This window comes from Pantoea sp. A4 (genome assembly GCF_000295955.2).
Classification (GTDB): domain Bacteria; phylum Pseudomonadota; class Gammaproteobacteria; order Enterobacterales; family Enterobacteriaceae; genus Pantoea; species Pantoea multigeneris.
The window spans coordinates 226,019-245,121 of record NZ_ALXE01000019.1 but is presented as its reverse complement, the minus strand read 5'-3'; the positions used below and the strand labels follow the sequence as shown (position 1 = coordinate 245,121).

17 protein-coding genes are annotated in these 19,103 nt (G+C 54.7%); 16 read left to right on the top strand and 1 reads right to left on the bottom strand.

Features of this window, described 5'->3' with window-relative positions:
• Window positions 1–22: 22 nt before the first annotated feature.
• From B880_RS0105650 to B880_RS0105590, 13 genes are all read left to right on the top strand, one after another.
• The gene (locus tag B880_RS0105650; RefSeq protein ID WP_017346409.1) at window positions 23–691 is read left to right on the top strand and encodes a haloacid dehalogenase type II; all 669 of its coding nucleotides are present in this window, start codon (window positions 23–25) and stop codon (window positions 689–691) included.
• Between the two features lie 17 nt (window positions 692–708).
• Complete coding sequence (locus B880_RS0105645) at window positions 709–1,986, top strand: NAD(P)/FAD-dependent oxidoreductase (protein WP_017346408.1); 1,278 nt, start codon at window positions 709–711, stop codon at window positions 1,984–1,986.
• Window positions 1,987–2,030: 44 nt separating this feature from the next.
• Entirely contained in the window at window positions 2,031–3,635 is a 1,605-nt protein-coding gene (locus tag B880_RS0105640; RefSeq protein WP_017346407.1) for an ABC transporter substrate-binding protein, read from the top strand.
• A 28-nt stretch (window positions 3,636–3,663) separates the two neighbouring features.
• Window positions 3,664–4,620, top strand: coding sequence for an ABC transporter permease (locus B880_RS0105635; RefSeq protein ID WP_017346406.1), 957 nt, complete (start codon window positions 3,664–3,666; stop codon window positions 4,618–4,620).
• Complete coding sequence (locus tag B880_RS0105630; protein WP_017346405.1) at window positions 4,617–5,468, top strand: ABC transporter permease; 852 nt, start codon at window positions 4,617–4,619, stop codon at window positions 5,466–5,468. The genes B880_RS0105635 and B880_RS0105630 overlap by 4 nt, the downstream gene beginning before the upstream one ends.
• Window positions 5,465–7,129: an ABC transporter ATP-binding protein gene (locus tag B880_RS0105625; RefSeq protein WP_017346404.1), complete on the top strand. Its 1,665-nt coding sequence runs from the start codon at window positions 5,465–5,467 to the stop codon at window positions 7,127–7,129. The genes B880_RS0105630 and B880_RS0105625 overlap by 4 nt, the downstream gene beginning before the upstream one ends.
• An 86-nt stretch (window positions 7,130–7,215) precedes the next feature.
• Window positions 7,216–8,547: an NAD(P)/FAD-dependent oxidoreductase gene (locus B880_RS0105620; protein ID WP_017346403.1), complete on the top strand. Its 1,332-nt coding sequence runs from the start codon at window positions 7,216–7,218 to the stop codon at window positions 8,545–8,547.
• A gap of 10 nt (window positions 8,548–8,557) precedes the next feature.
• Window positions 8,558–9,406 (top strand): GNAT family N-acetyltransferase, encoded by an 849-nt coding sequence (locus B880_RS0105615; RefSeq protein WP_017346402.1) that lies wholly within the window; start codon window positions 8,558–8,560, stop codon window positions 9,404–9,406.
• Window positions 9,406–10,332 (top strand): 2-hydroxyacid dehydrogenase, encoded by a 927-nt coding sequence (locus B880_RS0105610; protein WP_026042441.1) that lies wholly within the window; start codon window positions 9,406–9,408, stop codon window positions 10,330–10,332. The genes B880_RS0105615 and B880_RS0105610 overlap by 1 nt, the downstream gene beginning before the upstream one ends.
• Before the next feature lie 134 nt (window positions 10,333–10,466).
• Window positions 10,467–11,783, top strand: a complete 1,317-nt coding sequence (gene gabT / locus B880_RS0105605; RefSeq protein WP_017346400.1) for a 4-aminobutyrate--2-oxoglutarate transaminase — start codon at window positions 10,467–10,469, stop codon at window positions 11,781–11,783.
• 141 nt (window positions 11,784–11,924) lie between these two features.
• Window positions 11,925–12,437, top strand: a complete 513-nt coding sequence (locus tag B880_RS0105600) for an Lrp/AsnC family transcriptional regulator (protein ID WP_017346399.1) — start codon at window positions 11,925–11,927, stop codon at window positions 12,435–12,437.
• Window positions 12,438–12,560: 123 nt separating this feature from the next.
• Window positions 12,561–12,785 carry a hypothetical protein gene (locus B880_RS26640; protein ID WP_157060513.1) on the top strand — a complete coding sequence of 75 codons (225 nt, stop codon included), beginning with the start codon at window positions 12,561–12,563 and terminating at the stop codon, window positions 12,783–12,785.
• A 468-nt stretch (window positions 12,786–13,253) separates the two neighbouring features.
• Window positions 13,254–14,054: a DUF4225 domain-containing protein gene (locus tag B880_RS0105590; protein WP_017346397.1), complete on the top strand. Its 801-nt coding sequence runs from the start codon at window positions 13,254–13,256 to the stop codon at window positions 14,052–14,054.
• Here the strand turns inward: B880_RS0105590 and B880_RS0105585 are convergent, their stop codons facing one another.
• Window positions 14,055–14,369: a hypothetical protein gene (locus B880_RS0105585; protein WP_017346396.1), complete on the bottom strand. Its 315-nt coding sequence runs from the start codon at window positions 14,367–14,369 to the stop codon at window positions 14,055–14,057.
• Between the two features lie 248 nt (window positions 14,370–14,617).
• Here B880_RS0105585 and B880_RS0105580 point away from each other — a divergent pair, with 248 nt between their 5' ends.
• From B880_RS0105580 to B880_RS0105570, 3 genes are read left to right on the top strand one after another with little or no spacing between them, the layout of a single operon-like run.
• Window positions 14,618–15,064 (top strand): GNAT family N-acetyltransferase, encoded by a 447-nt coding sequence (locus B880_RS0105580; RefSeq protein ID WP_017346395.1) that lies wholly within the window; start codon window positions 14,618–14,620, stop codon window positions 15,062–15,064.
• 18 nt (window positions 15,065–15,082) lie between these two features.
• On the top strand, window positions 15,083–17,128 hold the full coding sequence (locus B880_RS0105575) for a hydantoinase/oxoprolinase family protein (protein ID WP_017346394.1): 2,046 nt from the start codon (window positions 15,083–15,085) through the stop codon (window positions 17,126–17,128).
• Window position 17,129: 1 nt separating this feature from the next.
• Window positions 17,130–19,088: a hydantoinase B/oxoprolinase family protein gene (locus tag B880_RS0105570; RefSeq protein WP_017346393.1), complete on the top strand. Its 1,959-nt coding sequence runs from the start codon at window positions 17,130–17,132 to the stop codon at window positions 19,086–19,088.
• Window positions 19,089–19,103: the final 15 nt, after the last annotated feature.

Sequence of the window (19,103 nt, the reverse complement as noted above, 5' to 3'; positions counted from 1 at the left end):
AATTCAACGATGAGGTGATGGAATGGCGATCTTTAAACCTAAGTATATTACGTTTGATACCTACGGCACGCTGATTAACTTTGATATGGCAGGTGCAGCAGAGCGCTGTTTTGCCCAACGTGTTGAACCGGCGCGTATGGCAGCCTTTACCACTGATTTTGCCCGCTACCGTATGGATGAAGTCCTCGGTGCCTGGAAACCCTACTATGACGTGGTGAGCAATGCGCTCCAGCGTACCTGCAAAAAGTGGGGCGTAGCCTGGGACAAAGCCGACAGCGATTTTATCTACACGGACTGCGCCACCTGGGGACCACACCCGGATGTGCCAGCCGGTTTAGCCAAAACCGCCGAAGAGTTCCCACTGGTCTTACTGACTAACTCCATGGATAACCTGATCACTCACCATGTGCCTCGCCTGGGTGCGCCGGTTCATATGGTGATCACCGCTGAAGAAGTCGGGGCGTACAAGCCGCAAATGAAAGGCTTCGAATACATGCTGGATAAACTCAACTGCGGCCCGGAAGACATTCTGCATGTCTCCTCGAGCCTGCGCTATGACCTGATGACCGCACACGACCTCGGCATTAAGAACAAAGTCTGGGTTAACCGTGGCCATGATTTTGCCAACCCGGCATTTGGGTATACCGAAATTAAAGATATCGGCGGCTTGCCTGCTGTAGTGGGACTCTAATCGCGGAGGGCGGTGGAATGAAACTGGAATCTTTCTGGCAGGCAACAGCACCGGTATTTAACGGCGCAGCCACAGCACCTTTACCTGCACGCGCAGACGTCGTGGTGGTAGGAGGCGGATTTACCGGCATGTCTGCCGCCCTCAATCTGGCACGCAGCGGCGTTGACGTTGTGCTGTTGGAAAGCGGCAATGTGATGAGCCAGGCCTCTGCGCGGAATGGCGGTCACTGTAACACTGGGCTGGCCCAGAACTTCTCTGCGCTGGTTGCCAGCAAAGGGCTGGAACAGGCAAGCCGTTTCTATCGTGCTTATGACGGGGCAGTCAGCTACGTCCAGCAGCTGATTGAAGAAGAGAATATTGACTGCGATTTTCGCATGTGCGGCAAGATCAAACTGGCCAGTAAAGCATCGCATTTCGCCGGGCTGCGTGATGCCTGGCAGATGATGCGCACCACGGTTGATCCTGACGTCGTGCTGTACAGCAAAGATGAAATTCGTCAGGAAGTCGGCAGTGATAACTTCCACGGTGGTCTGCTGCAAAAGCGTGGTGGCCAGATGCACATGGGCAAATTTGGCATCGGTTTAGCGCAGGCAGCGGCTAACAGTGGGGCGAAGATCTACCCCCATCATGCGGTGACAGGAATGACCCGCATCAAAGGGCATCAGCATCGCATTCAGACCGCCCAGGGTGAAATTATTGCGGACAAAGTGCTGATGGCCACCGGCTGTTCAAACGTTGGGCCCTTCCCGTGGTTCCAGCGTCGCATTGTGCCGGTCGGCAGCTTTATCGTGGCGACTGCGCCGTTGGAACGTGCGCTGATCGAGGGGCTGCTGAAGCAGGACCGCACTTATGTCACTTCCATGAATATTGGCAATTACTTCCGCACTACCGCTGACAACCGCCTGATCTTCGGCGGCCGGGCGCGATTTGCGGTGAGTAATCCCACTTCAGATACCCAGAGCGGTGAAATCTTGCACCGTTCAATGGTGGCGATGTTCCCAGCGCTGGCAGCGGCCAGCATCGACTACTGCTGGGGTGGCATGGTGGATATGACCGCCGACAGATTGCCGCACGCTGGCGAACACGAAGGGGTGTTCTACTCCATGGGGTACAGCGGACACGGCACACAAATGTCGGTGTGGATGGGCAGCGTAATGGCCAATTTGCTGATGGAAAAGCGCGTGGATAACCCCTGGCAGCGTGAAGAGTGGCCTGCACTACCGGGCTACCACGGCAAGCCCTGGTTCTTGCCGCTGGCGGGGCTCTATTACCGATTCAAAGACCGGATTTCCTGAAACGCATTTTTATCAATAACAGTTCCATTTTGAGGGGTGTGCAGATGAGTAAATTTAATAAAGAGTCTGGCGCAATAAATCCAGCCCTGACCCAGGCCATTACTGAAGCGCGGTTATCGCGCCGTGGTCTGATGAAGTTGTTATCCGCAGGTGCAGTGATGAGCACGGGCCTGGTGGGTTTTCCTGAAACCAGCTTTGCAGCCGAGCCCCCCGTCAAGGGCGGCAAGCTGCGTGCCGCATTTGCCAACGCCTCTGCCACCGACACACTCGACCCCGCCAAGGGTAATAACAGCGGTGACTACAGCCGCCAATACATGTTCTACAGCGGTTTAACCGAGCTGGATAAAAGCCTGAACGTCCAGCCCGCGCTGGCGGAAAGCTGGCACTCTGATGATGGTATTACCTGGCAGTTGGTGCTGCGTAAAGGGGTAAATTTCCATAACGGGCAGCCGTTAACCAGCAAAGACGTTATCTACTCGCTGAGTCGCCATAAAGATCCTGCCGTGGCCTCCAACGCTTTCAAACTGGCAGAGCAGTTCAAAACCTTCACCGCCGTCAATGATAGCGAGGTGAAACTGGAGTTATCTCAGGCGAATTTTGATCTGCCGTTTATGCTCTCATCCGCCCCTTTCCTGATTATCCCGGATGGAACCAAAGATTTCAGTAAAGGCATCGGTACCGGACCTTTTGTCCTGAAAGAGTTCCAGCCGGGACTGCGTACAGTGGGGACACGCAATCCGAACTACTTCAAGGCAGGCTTGCCACATCTGGACGAAGTGGAGTTGTTAGGTGTGACCGACCAGGCGGCACGCGTCAACGGGCTGTTCTCTGGCGATCTGCATATCGTTTCTACGTTGACCGCCTCTGACTGCAAGCGCATTAAAGCCAGCAGTGATTTTGCCGTGCTGGAGAGTAAATCTGGCATGTACACCAACCTGATCATTCGTACCGACCTCAAGCCGGGCAGTAACGAAGATTTCGTGCTGGCGATGAAGTACCTGCAACCGCGTGAAATGCTGGTGAAGACCGTGCTGCAAGGCTATGGCGATGTCAGTAATGATACGCCAGTGCCACCCTGGCATCCGCTGTATAACGCCGATCTGAAGCCGCGTGCGCTGGATGTGGAAAAAGCCAAATTCCACTTACAGAAAGCCGGTATGACGGGGCAAACCGTCGAGATCGTTACCACGCCAAATATCGAGGGTTCAGTGGAAGGTGGGCAGCTGATCCAACAGTTTGCCGCGCAGGCTGGACTGAAAGTAAAAGTCCGGCGTGTGCCTTATGACGGCTACTGGTCAACGCACTGGACCAAAGATCCCATCGGTTACGGTTCCATTAACCCGCGCCCAACGCTGGATATGCTGTTTTCGCAGTTTTATCTCTCCAGTGCGCCGAACAACGAATCTGGCTGGAAAAACCCGCAGTTCGATCAGCTGGTCGTCGCGGCACGCGGTGAACGCGATCAGGCGAAACGCAAGCAGATGTATGGCGATATGCAGACCCTGATTTATGACCACTGTGGCACCCTCATTCCGACCTTTATCAGTGCGAATGACGGTTACAGCAAAAAAGTGAAAGGGGTAGAGGCCTGGCCAACGGGCATGATGATGGGTTATCGCTTCCATGAGTTCGCCTGGCTTACTGCCTGATTGTTCTGTCTGAAGAGGGGGTTCGCCGATGAACCGATACATGATGTTCCTGATTGCCCGCCGCGCCGGTGCTGGCATTCTGACTTTACTGATCGTCTCGGCGGTGGTGTTTTTTATCACCAGCTTGTTGCCCGGCGATGCCGCACAAATGATCCTCGGGCAAAACGCGACGCCAGAGACGGTAGCCGCGTTACGCCAGCAGTTAGGGCTGGATCAACCCCTGCTGATGCGTTACTTCAGTTGGCTGGGCGGTATGTTGCAGGGCGATTTTGGCACCTCTTTTGCCAGTCATCTGCCGGTCATGCAACTGGTGTCACAGCGCATTCCCGCCACGTTCGAGCTGGCGGGGATCACCACGGTGATCTGTGTGCCGTTGGCGCTGACGATTGGCATTATCGCTGCGATGAATCGCGGTTCCCTGCTGGATCGGGCGCTGGTGATCGCTACCATGGCAACAGTTGCCGTACCTGAGTTTCTGGTGGCCACCGTCGCGGTGCTGATTTTTGCCGTGAAGCTGCACTGGGTATCTGCGATGTCGCTGGGCGGCGCACATCTTGATGTGATCAGCTATCTCAAAGCTTATGCGCTGCCGGTGTTAACACTGTGCTGTGTGCTGGTCGCACAGATGGCACGTATGACCCGCGCAGCCATCATCAACCAACTGGACAGCCCGTACCTGGAGATGGCGCGTCTGAAAGGGGTTTCGCCGATCCGTGCGGTACTGCGTCATGCTTTACCCAACGCCGTCGGACCGATTGCGAATGCTATCTGTCTGAGTCTCTCCTACCTGTTTGGCGGCGTCATCATCATTGAAAGCATCTTTAGCTATCCGGGCCTCGCCAGCCAGTTGGTGGATGCCGTGAGCAACCGCGATCTGCCGGTGGTGCAGTTCTGTGTGATGCTGTTTGCTGCGTGTTATCTGCTGTTGCTGCTGTTGGCAGATATCCTCACCATCGCCTTTAACCCTAAATGGAGAAGCGCATGAGAATTTTACTGCTACCGTGGCGTTTCTTTAGTGCCCTGTCCATTTCTGGACGACTCGGGCTGACGATATCCCTGTTCTGGTTGCTGATGGCGCTGTTTGGTAACGCCCTGGCTCCTCATAGCGTAGAAGACATTGGCGGCGGTCCGATTCTGGGCGGTTTCACCCATGAAAACCTGCTGGGCACGGACTATCTCGGACGCGATATGCTGAGCCGCGTGCTGTATGGTGCCCGCTTCTCCATCGGTCTGGCGCTCAGTGCTGCCCTGCTGGCAAGCCTGGTCGGCACCCTGCTGGCCCTGCTGGCGGCGGTGGCCGGACGCTGGATTGAAGAGCTGCTCGGTCGCGTTAACGACGCACTGCTGGTGCTGCCAGGCAAAGTGTTATCGCTGATGATTGTTGCCGTCTTTGGCTCTTCACTGCCGATGCTGATCCTGACCGCTACGTTTACCTACTGGCCCGGTGCTTTCCGCATTGCCTTTGCCATGGCGAGTAGCCTGCGCAATATGGACTACGTTCGTGCTTCTCGCTTGCGTGGTGAGAGCCGCTGGTATGTCGCTATCCATGACATCTTGCCGAATATGCTGCACCCGATGCTGACCGACTTTGGCCTGCGTTTTGTCTACATCGTGCTGTTGCTGAGCGGTTTGAGTTTCCTCGGACTGGGGGTTCAACCCCCGTATGCCGACTGGGGCACGCTGGTGCGTGAAAACTTGCAGGGGCTGTTTGACGGCTCACCCGCCGTATTGATGCCAGCACTGGCCATTGCCAGTCTCACCATCGGCGCCAACTTGTTTATTGACAGCCTGCAAGCGATGCGTCCAATGACGCTGGCGAAGGAGGGAGCATGAACGTGACACCCCACTCTGCACGTCCCGTTATTGCCGTAGAAAACCTGCGTGTGGTTGCGCATACCGACAGTGGCAATGAGATCGATCTGGTCTCCGATATCCGCTTTACCGTGCAAAAAGGTGAAGTGCTGGCGTTGATCGGCGAGTCTGGATCGGGCAAGACCACCATTGCCATGGCGCTGATGGGCTATGCCCGCCAGGGCTGTAGCATCGCCGGCGGCACGATTCATGTTGCCGGAACGGATGTGCACCACCTCAGTGCTGCCCAGCTGCGCGAATTTCGCGGTAACAAAGTGGCCTATATTGCCCAAAGTGCCGCAGCCTCGTTTAACCCCGGTATGAAGATTATCGATCAGGTGATCGAGCCGGTGGTGATCCACGGCACCATGACGCGTAAAGAGGCCAAAGCGAAAGCGCTGGCGCTGTTCCGTGAGCTTGCACTGCCCGATCCCGACCATATTGGCGATCGTTATCCGCATCAGGTATCTGGCGGCCAGTTGCAACGTTTAATGACGGCAATGGCGCTGATTGGCGACCCGGATGTGGTAATTCTTGATGAACCGACCACGGCGCTGGATGTCACGACCCAGGTTGAAGTGCTGAAAGCGTTTCGTCGCGTGGTGGCACAGCGTGGTGTGACGGCGATTTATGTCAGCCACGATCTGGCGGTGGTCGCGCAGATGGCCGACCGGATTCTGGTCCTGCTGCGTGGACGCATTGCTGAATATGGCACAACGGAACAGCTGATCGGTGCGCCGCAAGAACTTTATACCCAACAGTTAATGGATGCGGCTCGTCAGGCACCACGTCCGAGTAGCTGGCTGCGTGCGGACTCGGAGATGCAGCCGTTGCTGGAAGTGCGCGATCTCTCAGCCGGTTATGGCCCGCGTGACAGCAGCGGTCAGCCAAAAAACCTGATTTTGGCTGACATTAATCTACAGCTCTGGAAGGGACAGTCGATTGGCATTATTGGTGAATCAGGGTCGGGGAAAACTACGCTGGCGCACGCCATTGCGGGCCTGAATGCGCCGTGCCACGGTCACCTGTTATTTAACGGCCACTATATTGCGGGGGACATGCACAAACGCCCTGATAATGAACTGCGCCGCATTCAGTACGTCTTCCAGATGGCGGATACTGCGCTGAACCCGGCGCACAGCGTGGAGCGCATTTTGAGCCGACCGCTGGCACTGTTCCACGGTCTGAGCGGTGCGGCACGTCAGCAGCGTCTTTATCAACTGCTGGATCTGGTGCGACTGCCGCGGACAGTGCTGGATCGCCGCCCCTGGGCGTTGTCCGGCGGCCAGAAGCAGCGCGTCAATCTGGCCCGCGCTTTGGCGGCCGAGCCAGACATTATTCTGTGTGATGAGGTGACCTCTGCACTGGATACTGTCGTGGCCTCTGCGGTGCTGGATCTGATCAACGAACTACGCCGTGAACTGGGGCTGTCGGTGATTTTTATCAGCCACGATATGCACGCCGTGCGTGCTGTTTGTGATGATATTGTCGTGATGAAGAGTGGGCGTATCGTGACCCATCTCCCGCGTGAAGATTACGATAAACCGAGTACGGAGCTCTATTTCGAGCGCCTCAAACGCGCCGTGCCAGAGCTACGGCAGGGCTGGCTGGATGAGCACGAAGAAGTGTTAAAGGCGGAGTAGCCGCAGATGATGTTCAGCTTCACCGTAAAACAGATGAATTGAGCAGTGAGGGGAATCCCTCCAGAAAATACAGAGGTAACAAGGCTATGCCAGCACCAATACGCTACGTCCAGGACAGTGCATATTTACCCGATTCCGCTGATGTTGTGATCATCGGTGCGGGGATCGCCGGTTCAGCCGCCACCTGGGAACTGACCCGAAAAGGCTTAAAAGTTGTGCTGGTAGAGAAAGGTCTGGTGGGGTGTGAACAGTCCAGCCGCAACTGGGGCTGGTGCCGCCAACAGAACCGCGACGAACGTGAACTCCCGTTGATCATCCATGCGCTGCAACGCTGGGGTGAACTCGGTAACGAGACCGGTGAAGAGCTGGGTTTCCGTCGTTCAGGGCTGGTCTACGCCACCGGCAATGAGAGTGATATTGCCGCGTGGGAAAAGTGGGGCCAGATGGCAAAACAGTACGGCGTGCGCAGCGACATTCTTAACGCCGAACAGGCCAAGGCGATGACGCCGGGCAGTACCAGCCGCTGGTTAGGCGGTGTCTCCTCTCCAACCGACGGCCATGCAGAGCCGCGTCTGGCCTCCGCCGGGTTAGTGATTGCTGCACAGCGCCAAGGCGCTCAGGTCTTTCAGCAGTGTGCCGTGCGCGGGCTGGACATTTCCGCAGGTGCGGTGAGCGGCGTCTGGACCGAACGTGGCCTGATTAAAACCACCCGTGTGATCTGCGCGGCCGGTGCCTGGACCTCAATGTTCTGTCGCCGTCACGGCATCGATCTCCCGTTAGGTAACGTGATAGGCACGGCCTTCCGCACCTATCCCATTGAACAGGCGATTGCGTTGCCGCTCTACACGCCAGGCTTTGCCTGCCGCCCGCAGATCGACGGCAGTTATACCGTTTCGGTATCGGGGCGTGGACGTCTGGAACCGGGGGCGCAGGGCATTCGCTATGCGCGTCAGTTTATGGACACCTTCCGCAGCCGCCGTAAAAATCTGAAGTTCCGTCCGGGCATCCGGCCATTCCTGCGCGGGCCAGAGGCGTTTGGTCGCTGGGAGTTTGACCAGCTTTCGCCCTTTGAGCGCGTGCGCATTATGGATCCGGACGCCGATCAGGCCATTGTGCAGGAGGGGTTAATGGCGATGCGCAAAGAGTATCCGGCGCTGGCAAACCTGCGCGTTGCCCAATCCTGGGGGGGCATGATCGACAGTACGCCAGATGCCATCCCGGTGATCTCAGCGGTGCCAAAATTGCCAGGTCTGATCTTATCGGCGGGCTACAGCGCGCACGGTTTCGGTATCGGTCCTGGTGCGGGACGGCTGGCAGCGGATCTCGCTACTGGCGATACACCGATTGTCGATCCCACCCCCTACCGTTATTCCCGCCTGGTGGATGGCAGCGATCTTGCCGCGCCGGGCATGATGTAAGGAGACAGCCATGAGCATCATCATTCGTACTATGACCGCCGCAGATCTCAACGCCTGCTACAGCATGACGCAGCATCTTAAATGGCCACATCGACCAGAAGACTGGCAGCAGGCGCTGGCGTTGGGTGAGGGCATCGTGGCAGAGGATCAGGGTGAACTGGTCGGCAGTGCCATTGGCTGGCGTTGGGGTGAACACTACGCCACGCTGGGTTTAGTGATCGTCAGCGATGCACATCAGGGGCGAGGCATTGGTAAACAGTTAATGCTGGGGCTGCTGGAAAAATATCCCGGTTACAACGTGCGCCTGCACGCGACGGAAATGGGCAAAGGGCTGTATGAAAAGCTCGGTTTTCGCAGCTACGGCCATATTCAGCAGCACCAGACGCGATCACTGGCGAGTGTCCCGCCAGTCATGCTGCCGCAAGGCATCAGCATTCATCCCGCGGGCGTGGAGCAGGCTGCACAGTTAACGGCGCTGGATCATCAGGCGCACGGCTTGCTGCGCCCCGCACTGATCGACCAACTCCTCAGCAGTGCAACCGTGCAGATTGCCCGGCAGGAAGATGGCAGCGTACGCGGTTTCGCCGCGTTGCGCCGTTTTGGTCACGGCTGGGCGATTGGTCCGGTGATTGCCGCCGATCTGGCTAGTGCCCAGGCGTTAGTCACGAACTTGATTCAGGGCCTGCAAGGTGAGTTTGTGCGTATCGATACCGATGGCAGTCTGGCTCTGGGAGAGTGGTTAAATACCCTGGGACTGGTGCAAGTCGATGCGCCAGTGCTGATGTTCAAAGGCACGCCATGGTCAGCACAGGCCGGTGGGATGCAGCCGTTCGGCCTGATGACACAGGCGATGGCATGATGCAGATCGTTTATAAATCGGAACCGCAACGTGGATTGCTGTGGCAGCAGTGGCTGGCACAGCATGCACCGGATATTCAGCTCCACCTGTGGCCGGAAATCGGCATTGCGGAGGAGGTTGAGGTGCTGGTGGCGTGGCAGCCTCCCGCCGATCTGATGACGGTATTCCCAAATCTGAAACTGTTGATCTCGGTGGGTGCCGGCGCGGACCAGTTCGATCTCACTCAACTGCCTGCCAGCTTGCCGGTGGTGAGGATGATCGAACCGGGCCTGACGCAAGGCATGGTGGAGTATGTCACCTTTGCGGTGCTTGGCCTGCATCGCGATATGCCACGCTATTTCCAGCAACAGCGAGCCGCACAGTGGCAGACACATCCGATTAAACCGCCAGCGCAGCGGCGGGTAGGGGTTATGGGGTTAGGCGAGCTCGGGCAGGCAGCGATCCAGCAGTTGGTCTCACTGGGCTTTGACTGTGCTGGCTGGAGCCGTTCGCCGCGTCAGATCCCCGGCGTACAGTGCTTTGCCGGTAATCAACAGCTGGCTGACTTTCTCGCCCGTACCGACATTCTCATCTGCCTGTTGCCGCTAACCCCTGAGACCCGAGGGCTGCTCAATGCGCAACTGTTTGCCCAGTTACCGCGTGGTGCCTCTTTGGTTCAGGCAGGGCGTGGACAGCAACTGGTGCAGGGTGATCTGCTGTCGGCACTGGAGAGTGGCCAGCTCTCTGCTGCGGTGCTGGACGTGACCGATCCTGAACCGCTTCCTCCCGAACACCCGCTGTGGCGACATCCCGCGATCTGGCTGACGCCCCATATCGCCAGCACGACTCAGGCTGAAACGGCGCTCGCCGCCTTGCTGGAGAACCTGCGTCGCTGGCAGCGTGGAGAGAGTTTACGTGGTGTGATTGACCGCCAGCAGGGTTATTAATCTTCAACAGATCTTTACTGTAAGTGTGCCGATTTTGACAGGAAATGCCGCAGGATCGCCAATAACGGCAGCAGAAGATGCCAGCAGATTGCGATACTTGAGCCAATCAAATGTGACGTGGATAGGGGTTTAAAATGCAGAATGTCATGACAGAACAACAGACTTGGTCGGACAACAATGTGTTACTGGATGCGCGTGAGCAGAACGTGCCGCGTGGTATTGTTACTGCCCATCCGCTGGTAATCGAACGTGCGAAAGGTAGCGAAGTGTGGGATGTAGAAGGGAATCGCTATCTCGACTTTGTGGGTGGTATCGGTGTGCTGAACGTCGGGCATAACCATCCGGCGGTCGTTAATGCGGTGACTAAGCAGTTAGGTCTGGTCTCACACGCCTGTTTCCAGGTGGTGGCTTATCCCGGCTATATTGAGCTGGCTCAGCGTCTCAATCAGCTGGTGGGCAAGGGCGAAGCCTATAAGAGTGTGTTTTTCACCAGCGGTGCCGAAGCGGTAGAAAATGCGGTGAAAATTGCGCGTGCACACACGAATCGCCCTGGTGTCATCGCCTTTGATGGCGCGTTCCATGGCCGTACGCTGTTGGGTGTGACCCTGACCGGGATGAGCCAGCCATACAAGCAGAACTTTGGTCCGTTCCCCTCAGACATCTATCGTCTGCCATTCCCTAATCCACTGCACGGTGTGACTGAGGCTGACTGTCTTAAAGCGCTGGACCAGCTGTTTGCGGTGCAGATCCTGCCAGAGCGTGTGGCGGCAATCATTATCGAACCGGTTCAGGGTGACGGTGGCTTCCTGCCAGCGGGTGCCGCCTTTATGCAGTCTCTGCGCCGTATCACCCAGCAGCACGGCATTATGCTGATCTGCGATGAAGTGCAGACCGGTTTTGGCCGCACCGGCACGATGTTTGCCTTCCAGCAGTTAGGTATTCAGCCGGATCTGGTCACCGTGGCGAAAAGCCTGGGTGGTGGTCTGCCTATCTCGGGTGTGGTGGGGCGTGCTGCTATGATGGATGCACCGACACCGGGTGGTCTGGGTGGCACCTACGGGGGAAATGCGCTGGCCTGTGCAGCAGCACTGGCGGTGCTGGATCTGCTGGAGCACGATAATTTACTGGAACGTGCGAATCAGCTGGGCGCACAGCTTAATGCTCGTCTGCGTCAACTGGCTGAAAAATATGCCTGCATTGGTGATGTGCGTGGCGTTGGCTTTATGCAGGCGGTGGAAATTCTTGATTTTGAAACCGGTAAGCCCGATGCCGCGCTGACGCAAAAAATCCTCGACAGTGCCTGTCAGGAAGGGCTGCTGCTGATTAAGTGTGGATTACATCGCAATACCGTGCGTTTCCTTGCGCCACTGGTCACCACCGATTCCCAACTGGAAGAGGCGCTGCATATCTTCGATATCGCGCTGGCTCGCGCCACGGGTCGCCTGGGGTAATCGTCTTTCCTCATTGATTTTGCTGGAATAATTACATAACAGTCCCGATGATGCCTGCCAGCGGTAACGCTGGCACAACCAGGGCAAAGCATGCTATACCATCGGGATATCCTGCACAGTTGTTTAACAATGAGGGGTGCTATGAACGGCTTAATGAAATTAGACCGCATCGATATCAACATTCTGGTGCAACTGCAAAAAGATGGCCGTATCAGCAACGTCAATCTGGCAGATGCAGTCGGACTCTCACCCAGCCCCTGCTTGCAGCGCGTAAAGCGCCTTGAACAAGCCGGTTTTATTACCGGTTATGAAGCGCATATTAATCTGACCAAGATCACGGACTCCGTGACGGTGTTTACTGAAGTGACGCTCTCCGGCCACCGCCGCGAAGACTTTATGAAGTTTGAGAATGCGATCCGCGAAGTGGACGAGCTGCTGGAGTGCCACCTGATTACCGGTGGTTACGACTATTTACTGCGCTTTATTACCCGCAGTATTGAACACTACCAGGAAGTGATTGAGAAACTGCTGGATGCCCAAATCGGCATCGACAAGTATTTCAGCTATATCGTGATTAAATCCCCGATCATGAAAAGTACGGTTCCCCTGCGTTCTCTGATTGCTAAACAGAACTCCGTGGAATTTGGTGCTTAAGCCACACTGCGCTGTGCAGGTTTTATTATAGATAGAGCTTGCATAGCCGTTTTCTGCCTAAGATTATTGCAAAAAGTGTGGTTTGATGGTTGACTAAAAAATTCATTCAGGTTTTATTTGGTAATGATGTTGTTAAGTGGTTTTATTTTAATGCTGTATAACAGCCAGGCTTTGTATCCGATCCTGACTGGAAAAGTAGCAGGAATAAGTGAATATGATATAAGTGTACACGCTAAAAGAATGTTCCAGTCAGAAATGTCTACTATCAATAAAGAGAAAAGTATTATCGAAAAGAGGCATTTAAACAGGCGTTTGAATCTTTTAACTATTTCAGGAAGAGATTCATGAAGTTCCATCGTGTTATCTTCGCTGATAATCTGACAGAGGAATATATCAACCGGCCTAAACCCTGCTGCCAGTAACGTCTCTTCATTTACCTTATCCAATTGTCACTTCCTTACCCAAATACTATCGTGACGCAAACTATTCACTAATCCGCTGTTATCCGTCAACTTGGTTTATATTTATTTACATTGCAATCGAAAGTGGTATTTTTTAATGAATGGCAATTAGGTGCATGTAATGAATTTCACGTAACTGAGAGGGGTGTCTCATAACTGAAAAACTCTCCACCTCGCAGTGAATAAACTGAATAACTTACATTATCTACTAATAATAAATATTTCTCTCGCTCAGAACGGTCTTGTTGTTATTTGAATTTGAGTGTGAGATAAAAACGCGCTGTTAAATTTTAACCTCTGTGCAGAACGCTTTTGTCGTTCTGCGGTTTACTATTATCTAAAAAAGGAAGCGATAATGGATATTACCCACTTCAACGGGCAGCGCGACCGTGCCTGGGCTGTGAATATGATTAATCTTGAGGCAGGAAAGTTAACCTCTTTGGCAACAAAGATAGGCGCTTACCATCTTAAGGATGGACTGACACGGTTATCTTTCCTCAAAGAGGTTCAGCAGTTCATAGAGAAACAATTTGCTATTGCACGAACAGCTAAAAGCTCGGAGGCTTTACTTGAACCATTTAAAGCATTACGTGAAGAGAGTGAGCATCTGCAGGAACAAGACCGATCATTACGTTTAAAAATTGCTAAGGTTTATGCCCAGGTAGAAATTGTTCGGGATGAAAATAAAATCGTAGGATACATTATCACTGGTGTCACGTTGATCTTAGGCGTGTTTTCAATAGTTGCAGGCTCATCTCTCTTTGCAACACTCCATCCTGTGGGAATGGTTGCTGGTGCGGTTCTGGTTATTGATGGTTTTAATACAATTTCTAAAGAAATTGTGAGTTCCATCAGTGGGGATAAAAAATATGAAGGTATAGTAGCAGATGAATTTATTTCTATGGCTAAATTTTTAGGGTTTAGTCCAAAAGTAGGGCTTGCGACATACAAAACTATAAGCTTAGCTGCGAACACATTTAATGTTTTCGGGTTGTTGAAAAAGAAAGGGACATTTTCATTGTTTAGGCATATTCCACGTGATTTCTATAGAAATGCTGATAAAATGTCCAGCTCGATGCTTACGATAAAAGTTGTTGGTTTTGGGCTTGAAGCAAAGGCTATTATAGGTGTTATTAATGCTGCTGTAGAAGAATAACTAAATAACTCTGCGCTTGGCCTTCCAGGAAATATACGCTAACCTGGAAGGCATTACTGACCAGATTATCACTTCGCATATCATTACTGTTATTAGTAATGCTTTGAAGTGAAGATCTGGTCCATTTACATACTTTAAAATAAGTAATGTTAAAAATAAAAAGTTAATCCAGATATTTAAAGTGAAACGCGCGGAAAGGCTTCTTACAAGAAAGGAAAAAGACTCCTTTCTGTTCTTGACTGCATTTTGCAACATCATAATCTGCATGGAGTCAAACCCTGCCGCCAACAATGTCTCTTCATTCACCTTATCCATCTGTTACTCCCTTATCCATATCCCACAGTGGCGCAAACTATTTACCAATCACCAACACCCGTCAACCCGCTTTATCTTTATTTACATCCATCGCGTTTAATTATGGCTGCCCCAAAAGTTCATCCGCAGCATAAAATTTCATTTCCCGGGAAAATTCGCGCAGTTTGCGACGCTTTGCTCGGCAGTTTCAGCAACCGTCATCACATCACCGTTTTACAATAAATTTCCCCCCATAACCGGAAGCCACCATGAGCAGCCTGAACATTGCCGACCAACAGTGGCAACAAGATGAATTTGAGATTTCAACCTGCCGTGAACGGCTGGATATTGACTGGATCCATCATCAACTGGCGGAACGCTCTTACTGGGCAAAAGGCCAGCCGAGGGCTAAGACCGAGCGTGCCATAGCCGGTGCGCTGCCGTTTGGCCTCTATTATCAGCAGCAGCAGATTGGCTTTGCTCGCTTAATTACCGATTACACCCGCTTTGGCTGGCTGTGCGATGTCATTATCGATGACCGCTGGCGTGGTCGCGGTTTAGGTAGCTGGCTGGCGATCTGTGTACGTGAACACCCGGAACTACAAACGGTCCACCGCTGGATGCTCTCGACCAATGATGCTCACGCAATCTACCAGCGGCTCGGCTGGCGCGTGGTGCAGGAACCACACAAGTTGATGGAATTCCCTCTCTCCTGATTTGGAGCTTTACTCACCATGGGCTACCGCGTTGGCGTTGATATAGGCGGATCGTTTACCGATTTCGCCGTGCTGGATCAGCACACAAACCAGATCCACACCCTGAAAGTCCTGTCACGGCCAGACCAGCCAGGCAGTGAAATTCTTACCGGTCTACAGCAGCTTCACCAGCGGGATAACATCGATCCGCAGCAAATTGACTACTTCACCCACGGCACCACAGTGGGCATCAATGCGGTGATCCAACGGCGCGGCGTGAAGTTGGCGCTGTTTGCCACCGAGGGATTCTGCGATGTGCTGGAGCTGGCACGGCTGAAAATCCCCCATATTCACGATCTCTTCTCACGACGCCCATTACCGCTGATTAGCCGCGATCGGGTCTTTGCGATTGAGGAACGGACCGATCGTGATGGCCGGGTATTACAGCCGGTCAATCGTGCCAGCGTGCTGGCGGCTATTGACGCAGCGCGGGCCGCAGGCTGTCAGGGGATCGTGGTTTCATTACTGCACAGCTACCGAAATGGTGAAAATGAGGCGGCAGTTAAAGCGATCATTACTGAAGCTGCGCCTGAGTTTTTGACGTCGTGCTCTTCCGAGATCTGGCCAATCATCCGTGAATATGAACGTACCATCACGGCAGTGATCAATGCGTATGTACAGCCGATGGTCATTAACTATCTGGAGAAATTTGAGCAGGCGCTGTCCACCATGGGCGTTAAGCCGCCACCGCGTATTACCAAATCTAATGGCGGGGTGATGGGGGTGGAGCAGGCGAAGCGCGAGTGCGTGCAGATGGTGCTATCTGGCACGGCATCCGGCGTAATTGGGGCCAGTTACATCGCTACTCACTGCGGTTTCGACAAAATCCTTAGCCTGGACATTGGCGGCACCAGTGCCGATGTCGCGGTGATTGTGGAGGGACACGTTGCCCAGGGCAATGGCGAAATTATCGGTGACTTCCCCATTTACATCCCTTCCGTAGCCGTCACTTCAGTCGGGCAGGGGGGCGGCTCGCTGGCATGGATCGACGGCCAGGGCGTATTACAAATGGGCCCCGACAGTGCGGGGTCGCTGCCTGGGCCGGTCTGCTTCCGTCGTGGCGGCACCCAGCCTACCGCAACCGATGCTTTTGCTGCCTGCGGTATGATCGGCCATGGTGACCTGGGCTACAACGCCGTGCAGGTGGACGTTGCAGCCGCTCGTGCTGCCTGGCAGCCACTGGCCGATGCGTTGCACATCTCCGTTGAAGAGACGGCAGAAACGGCGATCCAGCTGGCTATTTCGGGGATGTATGGTGACACCAGTGGCCTGCTTTCTCGCTTTGGTCTTGATCCGCGCGAATTCTGGTTCCTGGCCTTTGGAGGCGCAGGGCCAATGATGGGCTGCTTCCTTGCGCGAGAGCTGAACATGAAAGGGGTCATCGTGCCGCCTACGCCTGGCGTGCTCTCCGCGCTGGGTGGCCTGGTGGCCGATATTCGTAATGATTTTATTCGCACGCTCTACAGTGACCTCGATCTGCGTTTGGCCGATAAACTCGCCACCGAAGCGGAAGCCCTGAGTCAGCGCGCCCGGCAGTGGTTAGCTCACGAACACGGTGCGCTACCCGCCACTTTGCTGTTCAGTGCCGATATGCGCTATCGCGGCCAGTCGTTTGAAATTGAAGTTCCGTTGCAACTCTCCTGGCTGCATCAGGCTGATGTCGGTGCTATCCATGCCGCTTTCGATAGCCAGCATCAGCAACTGTTTGGACACTGTGATGCGGACGCAGCGGTGCAGATGATCAACCTGCGCCTGGTGATCACTTCACCCACGGCGAAACCGCAGCTCAATCGTCTGCCGCCCGCCAGTGGCGCGGTAGAGGTGGTCAAATATGCTCAGGCCTGGATCGATGGCGCGACACATCAGGTCCCGGTGATTGCCCGCCATACGCTACGCGCCGGGCACCACATACCTGGCCCGGCTATTATCGCCCAGGATGACTGTACCACCTGTGTTCCACCGGCCATGGAGGTCAATGTCGACCACTTTGGCAACCTGCTGATCACCCATGTGGAGGGGGAATAAGATGGCGATTGACGGACGTAACCTGCAAATCCTGGCAAACTACTGCGCTGCGGCGGCTGATGCCATGGCCTTCACCCTGATGCGTACTGCCCACTCTACCTTTGTGAAAGAGACGGAAGATTTCTCCTGCCAGATTGTCAGCCGTGACGGGATGGCCTTTGCCTCTCCGCGCAGTTTTGGCGCGCCCTGGTACAGTGGCATCGACTATGCGCCGGTTCTGGCGTTAATCGAAGATTATGCTGAAGGGGATATCTGCATAACCAACGACAGCTACGCCGGTAATGTCGCGACGCACTCGCCGGATATTCATATCTGGAAGCCGGTCTTCTGGCAGGGGGAAATTGTCTGCTTCGTGGTAGGGCATATTCACAATACTGACGTAGGTGGCGCTGTGCCTGCGTCACTTTCACGTTCGCTCAGCGAAATTGTGCAGGAGGGCATTCGCATACCGCCGCTGAAAATCATGCGCGGTGGCGAGCTGAACGAAGATGTTGCGCGGATTATGCGCCTCAATGTGCGCGTGCCGGATCAGAACTGGGGTGATTTCAAAGCGCAAATTGCCTCGGTCAACGTGGGTGAGCGCAAAATTCATGACATCATCAAACGCTTTGGCCTTCGCGACTTTGTGGCGGGCATTGAAGGCATTCTGGACTACGCCGAACGTCAGGCGTGCAGCATTATTGCCTCCATTCCCGACGGTGAATACTTCTACGCGGATTATGCCGATGAAGATGGCGAAGGGGGTTATCCCTGCCGGGTCGCGATCACGCTGCGGGTGCAGGGAGAGACGCTGGAGCTGGATTATACCGGTAGCGATCCGCAGTTAGCGTCTTCGCTGAATATGCCAACCGGTGGGCGCGAACGGCATCCGTTGGCGCTGGTCGGCGTCACTTATGTTCTCTCGACGCTGGATCGTAACCTGCTGCTGAACGCCGGTACGCTACGGCCAACGCGCGCCATTTTACCACCGGGCACCATTATGAACTGCGAAGCGCCTGCCGCTGTTGGCATGCGTTCGTTGACCTGTGCGCTGTCACAGATTGCGACGATTGGCGTTTTTTCGCTGGCGATGCCTGACCGGCTACCCGCCAATTCGCCGGGGGGTAACTCCATTATGAACATCCGCACCAGCGACAGTCGCAATCGTAGCGTGGTGGCCTCTCTTGGACCGGTTGGCGGAGGGGCCGGGGGGACGCCGCGGCACGATGGGCCAGACGGTTCTGGTGGGCTCTCTGCGTTTCTGAAAAATACCCCGGTTGAGATAAACGAAGCTGAAGTGCCGATTCGTTTTCATCGCTATGGCCTGAAGTCCGACAGCGCGGGTGCCGGACGTTATCGCGGTGGTCTGGCAACCCAGATGATATTTGAAGTGTTTGCCCCGGAAACGGTGATTACTGCGCGGAACCGCAATCGCTCGGTGTTTGCTTCTGCGGGAGTACTGGGTGGACGCGCGGGAGGATTATCGCACTTTCGTACCCACCGTCAGGGGAAGGTGATTGAACACGGTAATACCGATGTGATTCGTTGCCAGCCGGGAGACGTGGTCGAAGTGTGTGGGCCGGGCGCAGGGGGATATGGTGACCCGGCACGGCGCGATATTCAGGCAGTATTGCAAGATGTGCGCTGTGGTTTCATTACGGTGCGCGCCGCGCGTGAACAGTATGGTGTGGTGATTATCGATGGACAAGTCGATGACGCTGCCAGTACAGCATTGCGTGCGGAGATGCCTGCCAGTCAGGGCCATTTTGATAAAGGGACGGCACGTGAGGCCTTTGAAGCGCTATGGACGCCGCAGCGCTATGAACATTTAACGGCGTTTCTTGCGGCCGCGCCGATCAGTTGGCGACATTATCTGAAAACACAGGTGTTTCAGGCGGTTGAAGCCAGTGGTGAGGAGGCTGATATGGGCAAAATATTCCGCACATTGCGGGACAAGTTCCCCGACCTGATGGCGGGTTAGCCAGAAAACAGCCCC